We start from the raw sequence: 16,135 nt of genomic DNA on the forward strand, positions 1-16,135 counted from the left end.
ACTTCAACGCCCGGCGGCACGTCCGGTTCGATGTGGTTGGGCAGCACCACCCGCAGCGGCGCCGGGGCCACAGGGCGCATATCGTGCGTGCGCAAGAATTGCTCCATCACCGGCGCAATCTGTTCGCGCCACTTGCGGCCGTTGAAGATGCCATAATGGCCAGCGCCAGCTGCCAGGTGATACTGCTTCTTGGTATCGGGCAGGTTCACTGCCAGATCCAGGGCTGCCCGTGTCTGGCCGATACCCGAGATATCGTCGCGTTCACCTTCGATGGCCAACAGCGCCGTGCGGGTGATCTTGCCCGGATCGGCGATGCGGCCGCGATGTTCGAACTGGCCCGTGGCGAGGGCCTGGCGCTGGAACACCAGATCAATCGTCTGCAGATAGAATTCCGCGGTCATGTCGCAGACGGCGCGGTATTCGTCATAGAAGGCCTTGGTGGCATCGGCGGATTCTTCATCTCCATCCACCAGGTGCTTGAACATTTCCCAGTGTGATTTCATGTGGTTGGCCAGGTTCATCGACATGAAGCCCGACAATTGCAGATAGCCAGGATAAACCTTGCGGCCTGCACCCGGGTAGATGGCAGGCACGTCCTGAATCACCGTGTGTTCAAACCAGGCGAACGGCCGCTTGAAGGCCAGATCGTTCACCGATGTCGGCGCCTTTCGCACATCCACTGGCCCGCCCATCATCGTCAGGCTGGGCGGGGTGCAAGGATGATCATCCTCGTTCATCAGCGCCACGGCAGCCAGCGCCGGCACCGATGGCTGGCACACCGCCAGCATGTGCGTATCCGGGCCCAGGGCTTCGAGGAACGCGATCAGATAATCCACATAATCGTTGAGATCGAAGCGGCCTTCGCTGGTCGGCACCAAGCGGGCATCGCGCCAATCGGTGATGTAAACCTCGTGATCGGGCAGCAGCCGTTCCACCGTGCCGCGCAGCAGCGTGGCATAGTGGCCCGACATGGGGGCGACGATCAGGATGCGCGGATCACGCCTGACGGTCACTTCTCGCTTGAAATGCTTGAGCTGGCCAAAGGGCTTCCTCACCACCACGGCTTCGGTCACCGGCACCGTTACGCCATCAACGATGGTGGTTTTCAGATCAAAGGCCGGCTTGCCGCGCACTTCGACCGTGTGTGCGAACACCTCCAGCGCCCGCGCCATCGATGGCGCCGTAGGCGACCACGCAAGCGGGTTGGCATAGCTGAGCAGCCAATCGGAACTGGACTGGGCCGCCAGGCCCATCCCCGCCAACCAGGCTTTCTGCATCTCAAAGGCGGTGTACAGCATCAAACATCCTTCCGGCGCGGCTGCGCAATTGATGCACTGCCATATCGCACATGCAGCATAAACCGGAAATGAGCGCCGCGGTGAATGAATCTGGTGCAATGCAACATAAATGTAACGGCGGCAGCCGCGGAAACTGTCGCAGGGGCTGGCCCCAGTGCTGGCCCCAGTGCTGGCCCCAGTGCTGGCCCCAGTGCTGGCCATTGAGTGCGGCTCAATCGGCTGCTATCAGCCCGCATGGCCTCCCGTCCCCCAAAACCGCCGTTGCCGCCGCCGGCCGAGCGCAAGCTTTCCCGCCTCGCCCTGCTGTGGCGGTTTGCCCGCTCCTATCCGCTGCAGCTGTCGGCGGCGCTCACCGCGCTGTGCGTCGCCGCACTGACCACACTGGCCATCCCGCAAGGGTTGAAAACCGTGGTGGACAATGGCTTTGCCCGCGGCAGTGATCCCACCGATATCGCGCCCTTCTTCGTCGGCTTCCTCGGCCTCGTCATGCTGCTCGGGCTGGCGACGGCCGTGCGCTTCTTCTTCGTGTCTTGGATAGGCGAGCGCGTGGTGGCCGATCTGCGCACCGCTGTGCAGCGCCACCTCGTCACCCTTGATCCGGTGTTTTTCGAGGAAAACCGCCCGGCCGAAATTGCCAGCCGCATCACGTCTGACACCGCGATCATCGAACAGGTGGTCGGCACCTCGGCCAGCCTGGCGCTGCGCAACACGGTGATGGGCATCGGCGGCATCGGCTACATGTTCTGGGTCAGCCCACGCCTTACCTTGATGATGCTGCTGGTGATTCCGCTCACCATCGTTCCGATCTTCCTGCTCGGCCGCAAGGTGCGCGACATCAGCCGCACCAGCCAGGATCGCGTTGCCGATATGGGCACGATGGTTTCCGAAGTGCTGGGCGCCATCCGCATCGTGCAGGCCTTCACGCAGGAAGGCCGCGAGGCAAAGCGGTTCGGCGCCGCCGTGGAAAGCAGCTTCGACACCGCCAAACGCCGCATCCGCCTGCGCGCGGTGATGACGGCACTGGTAATCACCCTGGTGTTCGGCGCCATCACGCTGGTGCTGTGGCAAGGCGCGCTCGACGTGATTTCGGGCCGGCTTTCGGGCGGCGCCATCGCCGCCTTCGTGTTCGCCGCCGCCATCGTTGCTGGCGCGTTCGGCACGCTCACCGAGGTGTATGGCGATTTCATGCGCGCGGCCGGCGCATCCGGCCGCATGGAAGAACTGCTCGCCGCTCGCCCCCTGATCCGCGCCCCGGCCAATCCAGTCGCGCTACCGGCGTCGCGCGGCGAACTGGAACTGCTGGATGTGCATTTCCACTATCCGTCCAAACCTGATGCCCCGGCGCTGAACGGTTTCACCCTGAAGGTGGCACCGGGCGAAACGGTGGCCGTGGTCGGCCCTTCGGGTGCCGGCAAATCCACCCTGTTCCAGCTGGTGCAGCGTTTCTATGATCCGGAAGCCGGGGTCTTGCGCATCGATGGCGTTGCCTATCGCGACGCCGATCCGCACCAGATCCGCGAACGCATCGCCGTGGTGCCGCAGGAAACCGTGATCTTCGCCACCAGCGCACTGGAAAACATCCGCTATGGCCGCCCCGAGGCCAGCGAGGCGGAAGTCTGGGCGGCGGCCGAGGCCGCTCATGCCGATGGCTTCCTGAAGGACCTGCCCGAAGGCATCCACAGTTTCCTGGGCGAAAGCGGCACCAGGCTTTCCGGCGGTCAGCGCCAGCGCGTGGCCATCGCACGCGCCATCCTGCGCAACGCACCCATCCTGCTGCTTGATGAAGCCACCAGCGCGCTTGACGCCGAAAGCGAACAACTGGTGCAAGAGGCGCTGGACGGGCTGATGAAGCAGCGCACCACCCTGGTGATCGCCCACCGCCTCGCCACCGTGCGCGATGCCGATCGCATCGTCGTGCTCGACAAGGGCCGCATCGTGGCAGAGGGCACGCACGACAGCCTGATGGCCGGCGGCGGACTCTACGCCCGGCTTGCCCGGCTCCAGTTCGATCAGTTGGCGGCCTGACGGCTCCTATTGGGCGGTGAAGCCGCCATCCACCACCAGTTCGGCACCGGTGATGAAGCTGGCATCATCGCTGGCCAGGAAGGCTATGGCATCGGCAATCTCGCGCGGCACGCCAAAGCGTCCGACCGGATGGGCGTTCATCAACGCCACGCGCATCTCGTTGCCATCTTCCCGATCGGCCAGTGCATTGCTCACCATCGGCGTGTCGATGAAACCGGGATGGACGCTGTTCACCCTGATGCCCAGCGGTGCCCATTCCAACGCCGCAGCCTTGGTAAGCAGCGTCACCCCGCCTTTTGACGCGCAATAGGCTGCGGCCCCGGCCATGCCAACCTTGCCGAGGATGGAGCTGAGGTTGATCACGCTGCCACCGCCCGATGCGGCAATACGTGGGCCGGCGTGGCGCAGGCCGAGGAAGACCCCATCGAGATTGACGGCGAGGATCTGCCGCCAGGCATCATAGCTGTGGTCCATCAGTTCGTGACGGCCGCCGGCAACCCCGGCGTTGTTGACCAATATGTCGAGCCGGCCGAAATCGGTGACCGCGTGTTCGACCGCCGCTGCCCAATCGGGATGGCTGGTGACATCATGCAGCCGGAAGGCAGCCTGTCCGCCGGCGGACGTGATGCTGGCGGCCACATCCTCACCGGCCAGATCGCGATCGGTCAGCAGCACGGCCGCGCCGTCCTTGGCCAGCCGCCGCGCTGTCGCCGCGCCCAATCCCGATGCCGCGCCCGTGACCAGAGCCACTTTGCCTGAAAGTCGTGCCATGGTTCGTCCTCCCTTTGTGATCGGGAGGGTAAGACGGAACGGCGGCGGCGTCTGCCCTCCCGCTTGCGGGAGGGAGTGGGCGTGGGGTTTGGCAAGGCGAGGGTTTAGCGAAACAGCGCATTTGGACGCGGCCGGCGGCAAAGCCGCCGGGTCCGCTTGTGGCGTCAGAGAAGAACGAAGGCAGAAAGAGCGTGGCGGAGCCACCCCGTCGGACGAGTCAAAAAAAAGGCGGCCCTGAGGGGCCGCCTTTTTCGTTCGCCTTCCGATCTTGCGCGAGTCGGCAAATAGCTTGCGCTATTTGCGCGCCGCGCTGCGATCAGTTCGCGTATGCCTCATTCCCCACAAAGCCCATCTTCACGATGCCAGCCTGCTGGGCCGCAGCCATCACCTGATCGACGATGACATACTTGGCTTCCGCTTCCGGTCGCATGCGCAGTTCCGGCTGTTCCGGCAGCGCAGAGGCCTGCTTCAGGTATCCCTTCAGCGTGGCCATATCGACCTCGGTCTTGTTCCAGTACATGTTCCCGAGGAAATCGATGTCGATCTGGTTGAACACCGGATCAACATTGCTCGGGTTCGGATTCGGCGGGGGCAGGTCCAGCTTCACAGCGTGGGTCTGCACCGGGATGGTGATGATGAACATGATGAGCAGAACGAGCATGACGTCGATCAACGGCGTCGTGTTCATTTCCACCATCGGGTTGTCGTCACCACCCTCTTTACCAACTGACATGGCCATTGGCCAAACTCCCGTTATCGGATGGGGCCGGATCGATCCCCTCAAAGGTGGATCCGGCCGCCATCATTGCCTGATCAATCGCGCGTGACGAACCCTGGAACCGGTTCGGAGATGAAGCCGACCTTCAGGAAGCCTGCGCGCTGCATGGTGAAGACAACCCCACCAATGCAACGATAGGCCACGTCCTTGTCACCGCGGACATGCACTTCCGGCAGTTCGATCTTGCCGCCCAGGGCTTCCTGGCGCTTGATCTCGTCCTTCAGTGCCTTCACGCCGCGGTCGAGCAGTTCCTGCTTCGTATCGACCCGGGTCTGGCCCCAGTAGGTGTCGCAGTTCGCATCCACCGAGATCAGCACGTTTTCCGGCTTGGTGGTGGTGGGAACGTTGGTCACCGTCGGCAGCGTGAGCGGCACGGTCTGGATGACAACAGGCACCGTGATCAGGAAGATGATGAGGAGCACCAACATGACGTCGACGAGCGGCGTCGTGTTGATCTCGTTCATCGGCGCGTTTTCGTCCGACGTGTCCTTGCCGATACTCATACCCATCGGTCTATCTCCCTATGCGGCGATCAGACCGATTACTTCTTGACGGCAGGAGCAGCAGCGGCCGGAGCAGCAGCAACCGGACGCTGGATGCGCGCACCCGACACCAGAGCACCATGCACGTCAGACGTGAAGTTGTTCAGGCGGGTGGCGATGTCCTTGTTGCGGCTGATCAGCCAGTTGTAGCCCAGCACGGCGGGCACGGCCACGGCCAGACCCAGCGCGGTCATGATCAGAGCTTCACCGACCGGACCGGCGACCTTGTCGATCGAGGCCTGGCCAGCGAGGCCGATGTTGATCAGAGCGCGATAGATGCCGACCACGGTGCCGAACAGGCCGACGAACGGCGAGGTCGAACCGACCGAGGCGAGGAACGAGAAGCCGGTGGTCAGCTTGCCGTTGATCAGGCCAACCGAACGGTTCAGCGCCATCGTCACCCACTCGTGCTGATCGATCTTGTCGGTCAGGCGGCCTTCGTGGTGATCCGAAGCGCGCAGGCCGTCATCAACGATCTGGCGGAACGGCGAGTTCTTGTCGAGCTTGGCGGCACCGGTCTTCAGGTCGCTGGCGGTCCAGAACTTCTTTTCCAGTTCCATGGCTTCGGCCATGATCTTCTTCTGGTCCAGATACTTGGTGATGATGATGAACCAGCTGTACAGCGACATGAACACCAAGAGGCCGAAAACGGCCCAGGCGATGATGCCCCCCTGCTCCAGAGCGGCCATAAGGCCATAGGGATTTTCTGCGGCTTCGGTCTGCATTGTCTTCTTCCCTCGGTTATTGCTGCGGGAACTGGCGCCAAGGCCAGGCCCTGATTGATAGGTTGATCAGTTGGTCAGGCGCCAGCGCACCGGCTGGGTCTTGCGTTCCGGCACCGGCTGGCCCTCACGGGTGGCCGGGTTGAAGCGGAAACGGCGCTGGATGATCGAGCACGTCGCATCATCAAGCCGCTTGAAGCCGCTGGTTTGCACGACTTCGCACTGGGTGACGCGGCCATCGGTGCCCACCACATAGGACACACGGGTCACGCCTTCTTCCTCGGCAGCACGCGAAGCGCTGGGATAATCATCATCCGAGAAGACGTTGCCACGGCCGCGCGGCGTTGCCGGCGACGGTGCCACAGCCGGCGGAGCCGGCGGGGCGGGAGGGGCTGGCGGTGCCACGACGGGCGGATCCGGGCGGGCCACGTTCGACTGCGTGGTGATCGTGTTCGTCGGAGCGTCCGACTGCACAGACACCTCAGGCGGTGGCACGTAGGGCGGGATCTCGATTTCCTTCGGCGGCGGCGGCGGCGGTTCGTCCGGCGGCGGTGCCTCTTCCTTCACGTTCACGGCTTCGAGCGGCTCAACGATCTTCTTCACCACCGAAATGGCAAAACCGGACACGATGGCATAGCCGAGCAGAACGTGCAGAATGGCGACCGAGACCAGCGCGATCTGCCGATTCTTGCTCATCGCAGGTGCGTCCATGTAAGACATGGCTGGTATGGCACTCCCTAAAAACTGTGGAACGCCGCGAGCAGAGGACCCCCCTCAAACCCTGCGTCGAACCCTCGGAGTGCTCCTCTAGCCGCAAGCCGCTTGGCGCCGCAACCGACTTTTTGCCACAATCCCGCCGAATTCTGCCTCGCTACGTTGTTTCCCCACCCCAGAATCGGGGTTTGTTCCCTGCCATTTTACCGGGGATGGCCCAAGGCTTCCCCTGTGACCCCACAGCGGGTTGCCGGCACCGGCCGCTCACCCCTACCATGGAGGGCATGATGAGACCGATTCTGCCCATCTGCCTGATTCTGGTTATGATTGCACCGGCTGCAGCGCAGGCACCTGCCCCAGCGGCGGGCCCGAACGACCGCCTGGCCGGTTTTGCCGATACTGCCGAACTGGCCCTTGCCGCCCCGGTAATCGTGCGCGCCACCATCACCCGTGCCAGCCGGCTTACGGGCAAGGCCGCACCTGATGTCGCGGCCGGTCGGGCGCGGCTGTTGGTGACCGCCAGCGTGTCCAATGTGCTTGTCGCTCCCGGCGCCATGGGCGGAACCCTTCAATATCTGTGGGACGTCCCACTGGATTCGCGCGGCAGACCCCCTCAGGCCAAGGGTCTGGATGTATTGGCCTTTCTGGATACGCCGAAAGCAGATGGCAGCACCAGGCTGATCTCGCGCCGGGCCCAGCAGCCCTGGGATTCGGCGCTGGCCGATACGGTGCGCGCTGTCGTGGCCGAGCAGCGATCCGGAAGCGTGCCGATAATCCGCGGCGTTTCCAATGGCTTCCGCGCCGATGGCACGGTACCGGGCGAAAGCGAAAGCCAGTTCTTCCTCGCAACGGCCGATGCCAAACCGGCGACTCTGGTGGTGCAGAATCGCCCCGGCGAATTGCGCCGAGTGCTGGTGGCGCGCGGCGATATCATCGACGAATCGGCAGAACGGGTGCGGCCGGGCACGCTGCTGTGGTATCGCCTTGCCTGTTTCCTGCCGGCGCGCCTGCCGGCTGCAGCCGGCGGCGGCGATCCGGCACTGGCCAAGGACTGGCGCGACGCGCTGGCCAGTCTGGGCCCCTGTGGCAAAACAAATTAGAAGCTGGAAAGCTCCACCCCCACGGCCTCGCAATCGGGATAGACGTCGGGCTTGCGTGTGGAAACGCGCAGACCCACCACCCCGGCCCTTGCCGCCACCAGATCATAGATGGCGTGGGCCACGGTTTCCTGCAGATTGAAGCGGCGGCCTTCCACGAGGCCGAGCACGGCATTGCGCAGGAAATCATAATCCCAAGCTTCGGCCACCGTGTCGCAGCGCGGGAAATGATCGGCATCCACCCACACTTCGATGTTCAGCCGCAGCGTTTGCGGGCTGCCGACTTCAAAGGCATGAAAGCCGATATCCACTGGCAGATCGAAATCCTGCAGAAACAGCTTGCGGGAGCGGATCGCCAGATGACGCGGCACCATGCCGGGCGCCATCGGTTCGATGAAGGTAGGCGGCGGCACGCTATCAGGCATCATGTTTCTACCATATGGGCAACGTCGCGGGGCAGGCCGAGCAGGCGTTGCCCGCCATCCAGAACGATGGTTTGCGCGTTGAAGGTGGGGGTGGCGATGATGAAACGCAGCGCGGAGATGATATCGTCAACCGTCACGCCGCGACCCAGCGGGTTGAGGCCGTGCACGGCCTCGAAATTCTCGCGCGTTTGCGGCCCTGACACCAGCGTGACCGCCGGCGCGATGCCCACGCAGCGCAAGCGCGGCGCATAGGACCGCGCCGTCAGTTCGGTCAGCCCCTCGAAGCCGATCTTGGACAATGTGTAGGTGAAGTAATCCGGGTTGAGGCTGGACAGCTTGGCATCAAGCAGGTTCACCACCAGCGCCGGCTCGGCGAGGCTGTCGGGAAGCGCGGCAGCAAACGCGCGGCTGAGCAGCGCCGGCGCCCGCAGGTTCACCGCCATGTGGATGTCGAACTCGGCCGCGCTGAAATCCTCGATCCGGTCATAGACGAACCGGCTGGCGCTGTTGACCAGCAGTTGGGCCGGCGGCAGGCCAAGGGTGGCAGCCATGATGGTTTCGGCCGCAGCTGGATCAGCCAGATCAGCCGCGACCACGCTGGCGTGCGGCAGTTCAGCGGCGAGCGCGTCAGCCGCGGCGCGGCTGGTGTTGCAGTGGATCAGCACGTGCCAGCCATCGCCGGCCAGCGCGCGGGTGATGGCGCCGCCGATGCGCTTGGCACCGCCGGTGACGATCGCTGTGCGGGTGGGCCGTGACGTCATGATGCGTGCCGCCTAAGCCTTTGCGCGGCCCCGCGCAACGTGCAGTTCAGCGCAGGACCTTCGCTGCCATGCTGCCGTCGCCATCCGTCTGCATCGCCGGCAGGCCGAGCAGGCGCAGCAGCAGCGGGTGGACATCAACATTGTCGAACGGCGGCAGTACCACCCCGGCGCGGAAGGCCGGCCCGGCGGCGACGAAGCTGGCGGCCATATCGGGATGGGCTGGATCATAGCCGTGCATACCGCCCAGCGGCCGCTGCGTCTGGCTGGCCGGCGGCGCCGACAGCCAGATCATCCAGCCGGCTTCGGCAATGCAGATGATCGCCGGCACCCGGCGGTGGCGGCCATAATGCAGGCGGGCGGGCAGATTGGCCTTTTCGTGGCAGGCCATATGGGGGTGCGGCCGCAGCAGGGCGGCCTTCACGGCCACCTCTTGCCCCGGCTGCGGGTTCAGGCTGGCGATGGCGCCCCCTGCCACCAACTGCACCGAGGCCGGATCGAGCAGCGCATCGAGCAGGATACGGCGATCATTGCTCACCTGTGCCATGCCATGATCGGCCACCAGCACGATGTTGGCTTCGATCCCGCGCTGCTGCAGGCCGGCCAGCAGCCGGCCGATCTGGGCATCAACCCTGGCCAGCGCCGTGTTCACCTGCGGCGAATCCGGACCAAATTCATGGCCATCGTGATCAACGGTGTCGAAATAGAGCGTGGCAAAGCCGAGGCTTGGCCGTTCTTGGGGCCGTTCATCCAGCCAGGCCAGCAACTGATCGACTCGCGCCGCTTCCGGCATGTCGCCATCGAACTTCAGCCAGCGGTACGGGCGCACGCCGCGCACCGCCGCTTCGCTGCCCGGCCAGAACATGGTGGCGGTGGGGATGCCGGCCTTTTCAGCGGTTACCCAGATCGGTTCTGCACCATTCCACCAGCGGCCATCCTCCACCGCGCTGCGGATCCCCATCGAAAAGGCGCCAAGATCGGCGTCCCGCATCGTGTTGTTGACGACGCCGTGGCGATCCGGCCGCAGGCCTGTCACCAGCGTATAGTGATTGGGGAAGGTGAGCGACGGGAAGCTCGGCCGCATCGCGCTGGTGGTGACGCCGCGCGCTGCCAGCGCCGTGATGTTGGGGCTCACCCCGCGGCGCAGATAATCGGCACGAAGGCCATCGACGGAGATGAGGATGACCGGGTGCGCGGGCTGTATCACGGCGGCGGCGGTTGCCGGCGGCGGAGTGTTCGACGCGCAGGCAGACAGGGCAAGGGCCAGGAGGCCGGCGAAGAAGCGTGGAATCGGCATGACCTGATCGATAGCAGCCTTGTGGGCATTTGCCATGACAGGCCCGCCGCGGCTATCGGCTGCACAGCATGACCGACACGCCCGACCGTTTTTCCGAGGAAGCGCAAACCTACACGGTGCGCGGTACGGAGGCGCCTGATCTTGATCTGGGTGTCGCCACCATAAGGCGCGTGGTGAAGACCCTGCCGCTGAAGCCCGGCGTCTATCGCATGATGGATGCCAGTGGCGACGTGCTCTATGTTGGCAAGGCGCGAATGCTGAAGCAGCGGGTGACCAACTATACCCACGTCACCCGCCTGCCCCGCCGCCTGCAGCGCATGGTTTCGCAGACGCGCAGCATGGAGATCGTCACCACCAACAGCGAGGCCGAAGCGCTGCTGCTGGAGGCCCAACTGATCAAGCGCTATCGCCCGGCGTACAACGTGCTGCTGCGCGACGACAAGAGCTTCCCCTTCATCCTGCTGCGGGAAGATCATGGTTTTCCGCGCATTTCCAAGCATCGCGGCGCGCGTGTGGCCAAGGGCAGCTATTACGGCCCGTTCGCCAGCGCCGGCGCGGTCAACGCCACGCTGAATGCGCTGCAGAAGGTTTTTCTGCTGCGCAGCTGCACGGACAGTTTCTTCGCCAACCGCTCACGGCCTTGCCTGCTCTACCAGATCAAGCGCTGCTCGGCGCCCTGCGTTGGCCGCATCGACAACGCCGGCTATGCCGAACTGGTGGAAGACGCCAAGGGCTTCCTGTCGGGCCGCACGCAGGAAGCGCAAAAGAAGCTGGCGGCGGCGATGAACCAGGCGGCCGAAGCCATGGACTTTGAAACGGCGGCCGTGGTGCGTGACCGGTTGAAGGCGCTCACCTTCATTCAGGGCAGCCAGGCCATCAATGCCGAAGGCGCCACCAGCGAGGCCGACGTGATCGCCATGGCCACCGATGGCGGTGCCATGTGCGTGCAGATCTTCTTCATCCGCGGCGGCCAGAACTGGGGCCACCGCAGCTTCTTCCCCGGCCACACCGAAGGCGTGGACGAGGCCGAAGTGCTGCAGAGCTTCCTGGCTCAGCTGTATGAGGAACTGCCGCCGCCCAGGGAATTGCTGCTCGACCGCACGCTGCCGGAGGCGGAGCTGCTGGCCGAAGCGCTCAGCGGGAAAGCCGGGCGCAAGGTCAGCCTGCGCCACGCCCAGCGCGGTCCGGCGCGACGGCTGGTCGAACAGGCGCAGCGCAATGCCGAAGAGGCCATCCAGCGCCGTCGCGCCGAAACCACCACGCAGGGCAAGTTGCTGCGCGAACTGGCGGAAATCTTCGAACTCGACGGGCCACCAACGCGCATCGAGGTCTACGACAACAGCCATATCCAGGGCACCAACGCGCTGGGGGCGATGGTCGTGGCCGGACCGGAAGGCTTCATGAAAGGCCAGTATCGCAAGTTCAACATGAAGGACGAGGCCATTACGCCGGGCGACGATTTCGCCATGATGAAGGCGATGTTGCACCGGCGCTTTGCCCGGCTGGAAGCCGAAGATCCAGACAAGGAAAGCGGCACCTGGCCCGATCTGTGCCTGATCGACGGCGGGAAGGGCCAGGTTTCGGCGGTGATGAGCGCGCTGGCTGAGCTGGGAGTCGATGTGCCGATCGTGGGCGTCGCCAAGGGGCCTGATCGCAACGCCGGGCGCGAGACCTTCTACATGCCCTCGGGCCGCGAATTCACGCTTCCCCCCAATGCCCCTGTGATGTTCTTCCTGCAGCGCCTGCGTGATGAGGCGCACCGCTTCGCCATCGGCGCCCACCGGGCGAAGCGGGCGAAATCCCTCACCCAGAGCCCGCTCGATGAAGTTCCTGGCATCGGCCCCGCCCGCAAGAAGGCGCTGTTGATGCACTTCGGCACCAGCCGGGCCGTGAAGGGCGCCACGCTGGAGGATCTGGAACGCGCACCGGGCATTTCCGGCCAGATGGCGCTGGCAATCTGGCAGCACTTCCACCCGAACGGATAGCGGCGTAGGCTGCCGGCATGAGCCTGATCCTGTTCACTGCGCCGACGCCCGATGGCTACAAGGTTTCCATCGCGCTGGAGGAGATGGGGCTGGGCTATACCGTGCAGCCGCTCGATCTGACCAAGGGCGAGCAAAAGCGGGCGGAGTTCCTGAAATTGAACCCCAACGGCAAGGTGCCGTGCCTGATCGACGATGATTTCGCCGTGATGGAATCGGGTGCCATCCTCGTCTGGCTGGCAGAAAAATCCGGCCAGTTGCTGCCCGCCGAACCCCGCGCCCGTTCCGAAGCGCTGCAATGGCTGATGCTGCAGGTGGGCGGTTTGGGGCCGATGATGGGTCAGGCCAATCTGTTCGGGCATTTCTGGCCAGAGAAGCTGCCCGCGGTGCAGGCGCGCTACCTGGGCGAGGTAAGGCGGCTGTTCACCATCCTCGATGCAAGGCTTTCGGATCGCGATTATCTGGCCGGCGCGTACAGCATCGCCGACATCGCGCATTTCTGCTGGGTGCGCACCGCCGGCTGGACGGGAGTGGACATCGCCCCCTTCCCCCACCTCAGCCGCTGGGTCGAAGCCATCGCGGCCCGCTCTGCCGTACAGCGCGGGCTGAAGGTTCCGGAAGTCTCGCCGGTGCAGGAAGGCGGCGACAATAGCGCCTTCATTGCCCGGACCAAGAAACTGCTCGGGCTGGGGACCAGAGAAGCCTAACCCGAAAAGCCAATCAGCATCGCCCCGGCGCACACCACCAGCGCCCCGGCCCACCGCCTGGGCGTCACCTGTTCCTTCAGCAGCAACGCTGCCGCCGCGGCGCCGAACAGCACGCTGGTTTCCCTCAGCGCCGTGATCGGCCCGATCGGCGCGCGCATCTGTGCCCATAGCACCAGCATGAAACCGGCGCTGGAGATGCCGCCGGCGAACAGGCCTTGCCGCCAGCGCCCGGCCGCCGCTGCTGCGAAACCGGCCGGCCCGCGCCTGGCGATGACAAACAGGCTGATCGGCAGGAAGGTGAACACAGCGCCCCAGCCCTTGTAGCTGAACACGTCCGCATTCACCCGCACGCCCAGCGCATCAACCAGCGAATAGCCCGCGATGGCGGCCCCGGTCAGCAGCGCCCAACCCGTCGCCGCCAGGGGCGCGTGCCTGTTGACGCCCACCAGCATCACCCCGGCACTGATCGCCAGCACGCCCACGCCCTGCCCCCAGCTCGGCACCTCGCGGGCAAAGACCACCGCCGCGACCGTCACCAGCGCCGGAGCGATGCCGCGGGCGATGGTATAGACATGGCTCATGTCGCCAGCGTCGTACCCCTTGGTCAGCGCCGTCCAGTAGACAAGATGGATGGCGCTGGAGGCCAGCACATAGGGCCAGGCTTCGGGCACCGGTGTGCCGAACAGGGCAATCAGCACCAACCCGAACAGGCTGCCGCCAAGGCCCATGACGGCAACATCCACCAACCGGTCGCCTGCCGACCCCTTCAGCAGCAGGTTCCAGCTGGCGTGGATCAGCGCCGACAGCAGCGTGGCGGCAAGAGCGGAAAGGGGAATCACATCCCGTGGAACGCCGCCCAGTCGCTCATCGGTGCACGGCTCGGGCGGGCAAGATTGGCCTTGTCATCCGGATCGATGAAACCGATCGCCATGCCGGTGAACAACATGCGTTCTTCCGGAATGCCGATGAATTCGCCGATGGTTTTCGGATAGATCGCCCAGCATTCCTGCGGGCAGCTATCCAGCCCTTCTTCCTTCAGCAGCAGCATCAGCGATTGCAGATACATGCCAAGGTCGCTCCACTGCGGCGGCCCCATGCGGCGATCGACCGAGCAGAACAGCGCGACCGGCGCACCAAAGAACTGGAAATTGCGCGCGAACCACATGCGGCGACCGGCCTTGTCCTCGCGCGGGATACCCAGCCGGGCATACAGCTCCTCCCCCACCGCAAACCGATAGCTGTTGTGCGGTTCCGGCAGTTCCTTGGGATAGATGTCATACTCGGTCGGCTCCATGCCGCCACCGCCCATCAGCTTGCCCAGCATGATGCGCTTCAATTCATCCAGCTTTTCGCCGCCCACCACGTCGATATGCCAGGGCTGGAGATTGCCACCCGAAGGCGCCCACGCCGCCTTTTCCACCACCCGGCGGATCACCTCACCGTCAACCGGGGTGGGCAAGAACCCGCGCACCGAACGGCGCGACAGCACGGCGTCAGAAACGTTCATGGGCAGGCCTTTCCTGAACTTTGCAGTTGCCGCTGGATTGCCTATGAAGGGTGCGTGTTGTCCAGCCTCCCCAATCTGCTCACCCTGTCGCGCATCCTGGCGGTGCCCGGCCTTGTTGCCTTGATGTGGGGGCCCAACCCATGGGAATGGCTGGCGGCGTTCGGCCTCTACACGCTGGCGGCGATCACCGATTATTTCGATGGCTATCTCGCCCGCTCGTGGGGAACGGTGTCGAAAATCGGCCAGTTCCTCGATCCGATTGCGGACAAGATCATGGTCGCCGCCGTCATCCTGATGCTGGTCGATGCCCAGATATTGCATGGTTGGAGCGTGATTGCCGGCCTGATCATCCTGCTGCGCGAGATGTTCGTTTCGGGCCTGCGCGAATATCTGGCCGGGCTGCAGGTTTCGGTGCCGGTCAGCCAGCTCGCCAAGTGGAAGACGACGGCGCAGCTGGTGGCGCTGGGGGCGCTGATCCTCGTCGGCGCCGTGCCGATCCTGCCGTGGCTGCCGGCCGAGATCATCGGGCTGATCACCTTGTGGATCGCCGCCATCCTCACCTTGATCACCGGCTATGATTATCTGCGCGTCGGTCTGAAACACATGTGATGATCACGCTGCTGTACTTCGCATGGGTGCGCGCGATGATCGGCACGGACAGCGAGTCGCTCGCTCTGCCCGCCGACATCACGACGGTCGCCGCCCTGCTCGATTGGCTCGCCACCCGCAGCCCCGGCCACGCCGCCGCCCTGGCCGATCGCAGCCGCATCCGCATCGCCGTGGATCAGGCCTTCGCCACCTCCGCCACGCCGCTGAACAACCCGCGCGAAATTGCCATCTTCCCGCCGGTGACAGGCGGATGATTGCCGCGCGGCTCCAGAGCGAGCCCTTCGACTCGGCCATCGTACAGGCCGCGCTGCTGGCCGGCCGCACCGATCTCGGCGCCGCTGTCGCCTTCACCGGGCTGGTGCGCGCCGATGAGGGCCTTGTTGCCCTGACCCTTGAACATTATCCGGCAATGACGCTGGCCCAGATGCAGGCCATCGCCGCCGATGCCGCCGGCCGCTGGCCCGATACGATCGGGACCATCATTCACCGCCACGGGCGGCTGCTGCCCGGCGAAAGCATCGTGCTGGTCGTCACCGCCTCCCCCCACCGCGCCCACGCCTTCGCTGCCGCGCAGTTCCTGATGGACTGGCTGAAAACCAAGGCCCCATTCTGGAAGCGCGAGGAATGGGCCGACGGCACGACGCGGTGGGTTGAGGCAAAAGGCAGCGACGACGACGCCGCAGAACGCTGGTAGAGACCCCGGGCAATTTCAAAAGGATCGCTGATGGCCGCCCCTGGTTCGCGCGTGCTCGTTCTCGATGGGCACCCCGATGGCACTTCGCTGTGCAGTGCGCTGGCCGCTGCCGCTGCCGAAACGGCGAGGGCGCGCGGGGCGGAGGTGCGGGTGATGCAGCTTTCCGCGATGGATTTCGATCCCAATCTGGCCCACGGCTACAACAGCCG

At 64.8% G+C, this 16,135-nt stretch carries 19 protein-coding genes; 8 read left to right on the plus strand and 11 right to left on the minus strand.

Going from position 1 to position 16,135, the window contains the following annotated elements; all coding sequences use genetic code 11:
* Positions 1 to 1,298 (minus strand): polyhydroxyalkanoate depolymerase (locus RT662_RS09875; RefSeq protein ID WP_313670540.1); only part of this gene is annotated, 1,298 nt, incomplete at its 3' end.
* 234 nt (positions 1,299 to 1,532) lie between these two features.
* On the opposite strand from RT662_RS09875, the gene RT662_RS09880 reads away from it, so the two are divergent.
* Positions 1,533 to 3,323 (plus strand): ABC transporter transmembrane domain-containing protein, encoded by a 1,791-nt coding sequence (locus RT662_RS09880; protein ID WP_313670541.1) that lies wholly within the window; start codon positions 1,533 to 1,535, stop codon positions 3,321 to 3,323.
* A 6-nt stretch (positions 3,324 to 3,329) separates the two neighbouring features.
* Here RT662_RS09880 and RT662_RS09885 read toward each other — a convergent pair whose 3' ends face one another.
* The 5 genes from RT662_RS09885 to RT662_RS09905 all read right to left on the minus strand — a co-directional run bounded on the left by RT662_RS09885 (position 3,330) and on the right by RT662_RS09905 (position 6,832).
* Positions 3,330 to 4,094 carry an SDR family NAD(P)-dependent oxidoreductase gene (locus tag RT662_RS09885; RefSeq protein ID WP_313670542.1) on the minus strand — a complete coding sequence of 255 codons (765 nt, stop codon included), beginning with the start codon at positions 4,092 to 4,094 and terminating at the stop codon, positions 3,330 to 3,332.
* Positions 4,095 to 4,410: 316 nt separating this feature from the next.
* The gene (locus RT662_RS09890; protein WP_313670543.1) at positions 4,411 to 4,833 is read right to left on the minus strand and encodes a biopolymer transporter ExbD; all 423 of its coding nucleotides are present in this window, start codon (positions 4,831 to 4,833) and stop codon (positions 4,411 to 4,413) included.
* A 74-nt stretch (positions 4,834 to 4,907) separates the two neighbouring features.
* Positions 4,908 to 5,375, minus strand: a complete 468-nt coding sequence (locus RT662_RS09895; RefSeq protein WP_313670557.1) for a biopolymer transporter ExbD — start codon at positions 5,373 to 5,375, stop codon at positions 4,908 to 4,910.
* A gap of 38 nt (positions 5,376 to 5,413) precedes the next feature.
* The gene (locus tag RT662_RS09900; protein ID WP_313670544.1) at positions 5,414 to 6,139 is read right to left on the minus strand and encodes a MotA/TolQ/ExbB proton channel family protein; all 726 of its coding nucleotides are present in this window, start codon (positions 6,137 to 6,139) and stop codon (positions 5,414 to 5,416) included.
* A 66-nt stretch (positions 6,140 to 6,205) separates the two neighbouring features.
* A complete protein-coding gene (locus RT662_RS09905) occupies positions 6,206 to 6,832 on the minus strand; it encodes an energy transducer TonB (RefSeq protein WP_313670545.1) in 627 nt (208 codons plus the stop codon).
* Positions 6,833 to 7,134: 302 nt separating this feature from the next.
* Between RT662_RS09905 and RT662_RS09910 the strand changes: the two genes are divergently transcribed.
* The gene (locus RT662_RS09910; RefSeq protein WP_313670547.1) at positions 7,135 to 7,950 is read left to right on the plus strand and encodes a hypothetical protein; all 816 of its coding nucleotides are present in this window, start codon (positions 7,135 to 7,137) and stop codon (positions 7,948 to 7,950) included.
* Here RT662_RS09910 and RT662_RS09915 read toward each other — a convergent pair.
* Genes RT662_RS09915 through RT662_RS09925 form a run of 3 tightly spaced genes read right to left on the minus strand, consistent with a single transcriptional unit; the run spans position 7,947 to position 10,427 of the window.
* Positions 7,947 to 8,375, minus strand: a complete 429-nt coding sequence (locus tag RT662_RS09915) for a dihydroneopterin aldolase (protein WP_313670548.1) — start codon at positions 8,373 to 8,375, stop codon at positions 7,947 to 7,949. The genes RT662_RS09910 and RT662_RS09915 overlap by 4 nt on opposite strands.
* On the minus strand, positions 8,372 to 9,133 hold the full coding sequence (locus RT662_RS09920; RefSeq protein ID WP_313670549.1) for an SDR family oxidoreductase: 762 nt from the start codon (positions 9,131 to 9,133) through the stop codon (positions 8,372 to 8,374). Before RT662_RS09920 ends, RT662_RS09915 begins: the two co-directional genes overlap by 4 nt.
* A gap of 46 nt (positions 9,134 to 9,179) precedes the next feature.
* Complete coding sequence (locus RT662_RS09925) at positions 9,180 to 10,427, minus strand: ectonucleotide pyrophosphatase/phosphodiesterase (RefSeq protein ID WP_313670550.1); 1,248 nt, start codon at positions 10,425 to 10,427, stop codon at positions 9,180 to 9,182.
* Positions 10,428 to 10,495: 68 nt separating this feature from the next.
* Here RT662_RS09925 and uvrC point away from each other — a divergent pair, with 68 nt between their 5' ends.
* On the plus strand, positions 10,496 to 12,412 hold the full coding sequence (gene uvrC, locus RT662_RS09930; RefSeq protein WP_313670551.1) for an excinuclease ABC subunit UvrC: 1,917 nt from the start codon (positions 10,496 to 10,498) through the stop codon (positions 12,410 to 12,412).
* Positions 12,413 to 12,429: 17 nt separating this feature from the next.
* Positions 12,430 to 13,116: a glutathione S-transferase N-terminal domain-containing protein gene (locus RT662_RS09935; protein ID WP_313670552.1), complete on the plus strand. Its 687-nt coding sequence runs from the start codon at positions 12,430 to 12,432 to the stop codon at positions 13,114 to 13,116.
* Here RT662_RS09935 and RT662_RS09940 read toward each other — a convergent pair.
* Together RT662_RS09940 and RT662_RS09945 are read right to left on the minus strand one after the other, a co-directional pair.
* Positions 13,113 to 13,955: an EamA family transporter gene (locus RT662_RS09940; RefSeq protein WP_313670553.1), complete on the minus strand. Its 843-nt coding sequence runs from the start codon at positions 13,953 to 13,955 to the stop codon at positions 13,113 to 13,115. The genes RT662_RS09935 and RT662_RS09940 overlap by 4 nt on opposite strands.
* Complete coding sequence (locus tag RT662_RS09945) at positions 13,952 to 14,623, minus strand: nitroreductase (RefSeq protein WP_313670554.1); 672 nt, start codon at positions 14,621 to 14,623, stop codon at positions 13,952 to 13,954. The genes RT662_RS09940 and RT662_RS09945 overlap by 4 nt, the downstream gene beginning before the upstream one ends.
* A gap of 57 nt (positions 14,624 to 14,680) precedes the next feature.
* Here RT662_RS09945 and pgsA point away from each other — a divergent pair, with 57 nt between their 5' ends.
* The 4 genes from pgsA to RT662_RS16245 form a co-directional block, all read left to right on the plus strand.
* Positions 14,681 to 15,232 carry a CDP-diacylglycerol--glycerol-3-phosphate 3-phosphatidyltransferase gene (gene pgsA, locus RT662_RS09950; RefSeq protein WP_313670558.1) on the plus strand — a complete coding sequence of 184 codons (552 nt, stop codon included), beginning with the start codon at positions 14,681 to 14,683 and terminating at the stop codon, positions 15,230 to 15,232.
* The gene (moaD, locus tag RT662_RS09955) at positions 15,232 to 15,486 is read left to right on the plus strand and encodes a molybdopterin converting factor subunit 1 (RefSeq protein WP_409530157.1); all 255 of its coding nucleotides are present in this window, start codon (positions 15,232 to 15,234) and stop codon (positions 15,484 to 15,486) included. Before pgsA ends, moaD begins: the two co-directional genes overlap by 1 nt.
* Positions 15,483 to 15,926 (plus strand): molybdenum cofactor biosynthesis protein MoaE, encoded by a 444-nt coding sequence (locus RT662_RS09960; RefSeq protein ID WP_313670556.1) that lies wholly within the window; start codon positions 15,483 to 15,485, stop codon positions 15,924 to 15,926. Before moaD ends, RT662_RS09960 begins: the two co-directional genes overlap by 4 nt.
* A gap of 30 nt (positions 15,927 to 15,956) precedes the next feature.
* Positions 15,957 to 16,135, plus strand: a 179-nt coding sequence (locus tag RT662_RS16245; RefSeq protein WP_409530159.1) for an NAD(P)H-dependent oxidoreductase, incomplete at its 3' end; no start/stop codon positions are given.

Source organism: Sandarakinorhabdus sp., assembly GCF_032115815.1.
Taxonomy (GTDB): domain Bacteria; phylum Pseudomonadota; class Alphaproteobacteria; order Sphingomonadales; family Sphingomonadaceae; genus Sandarakinorhabdus.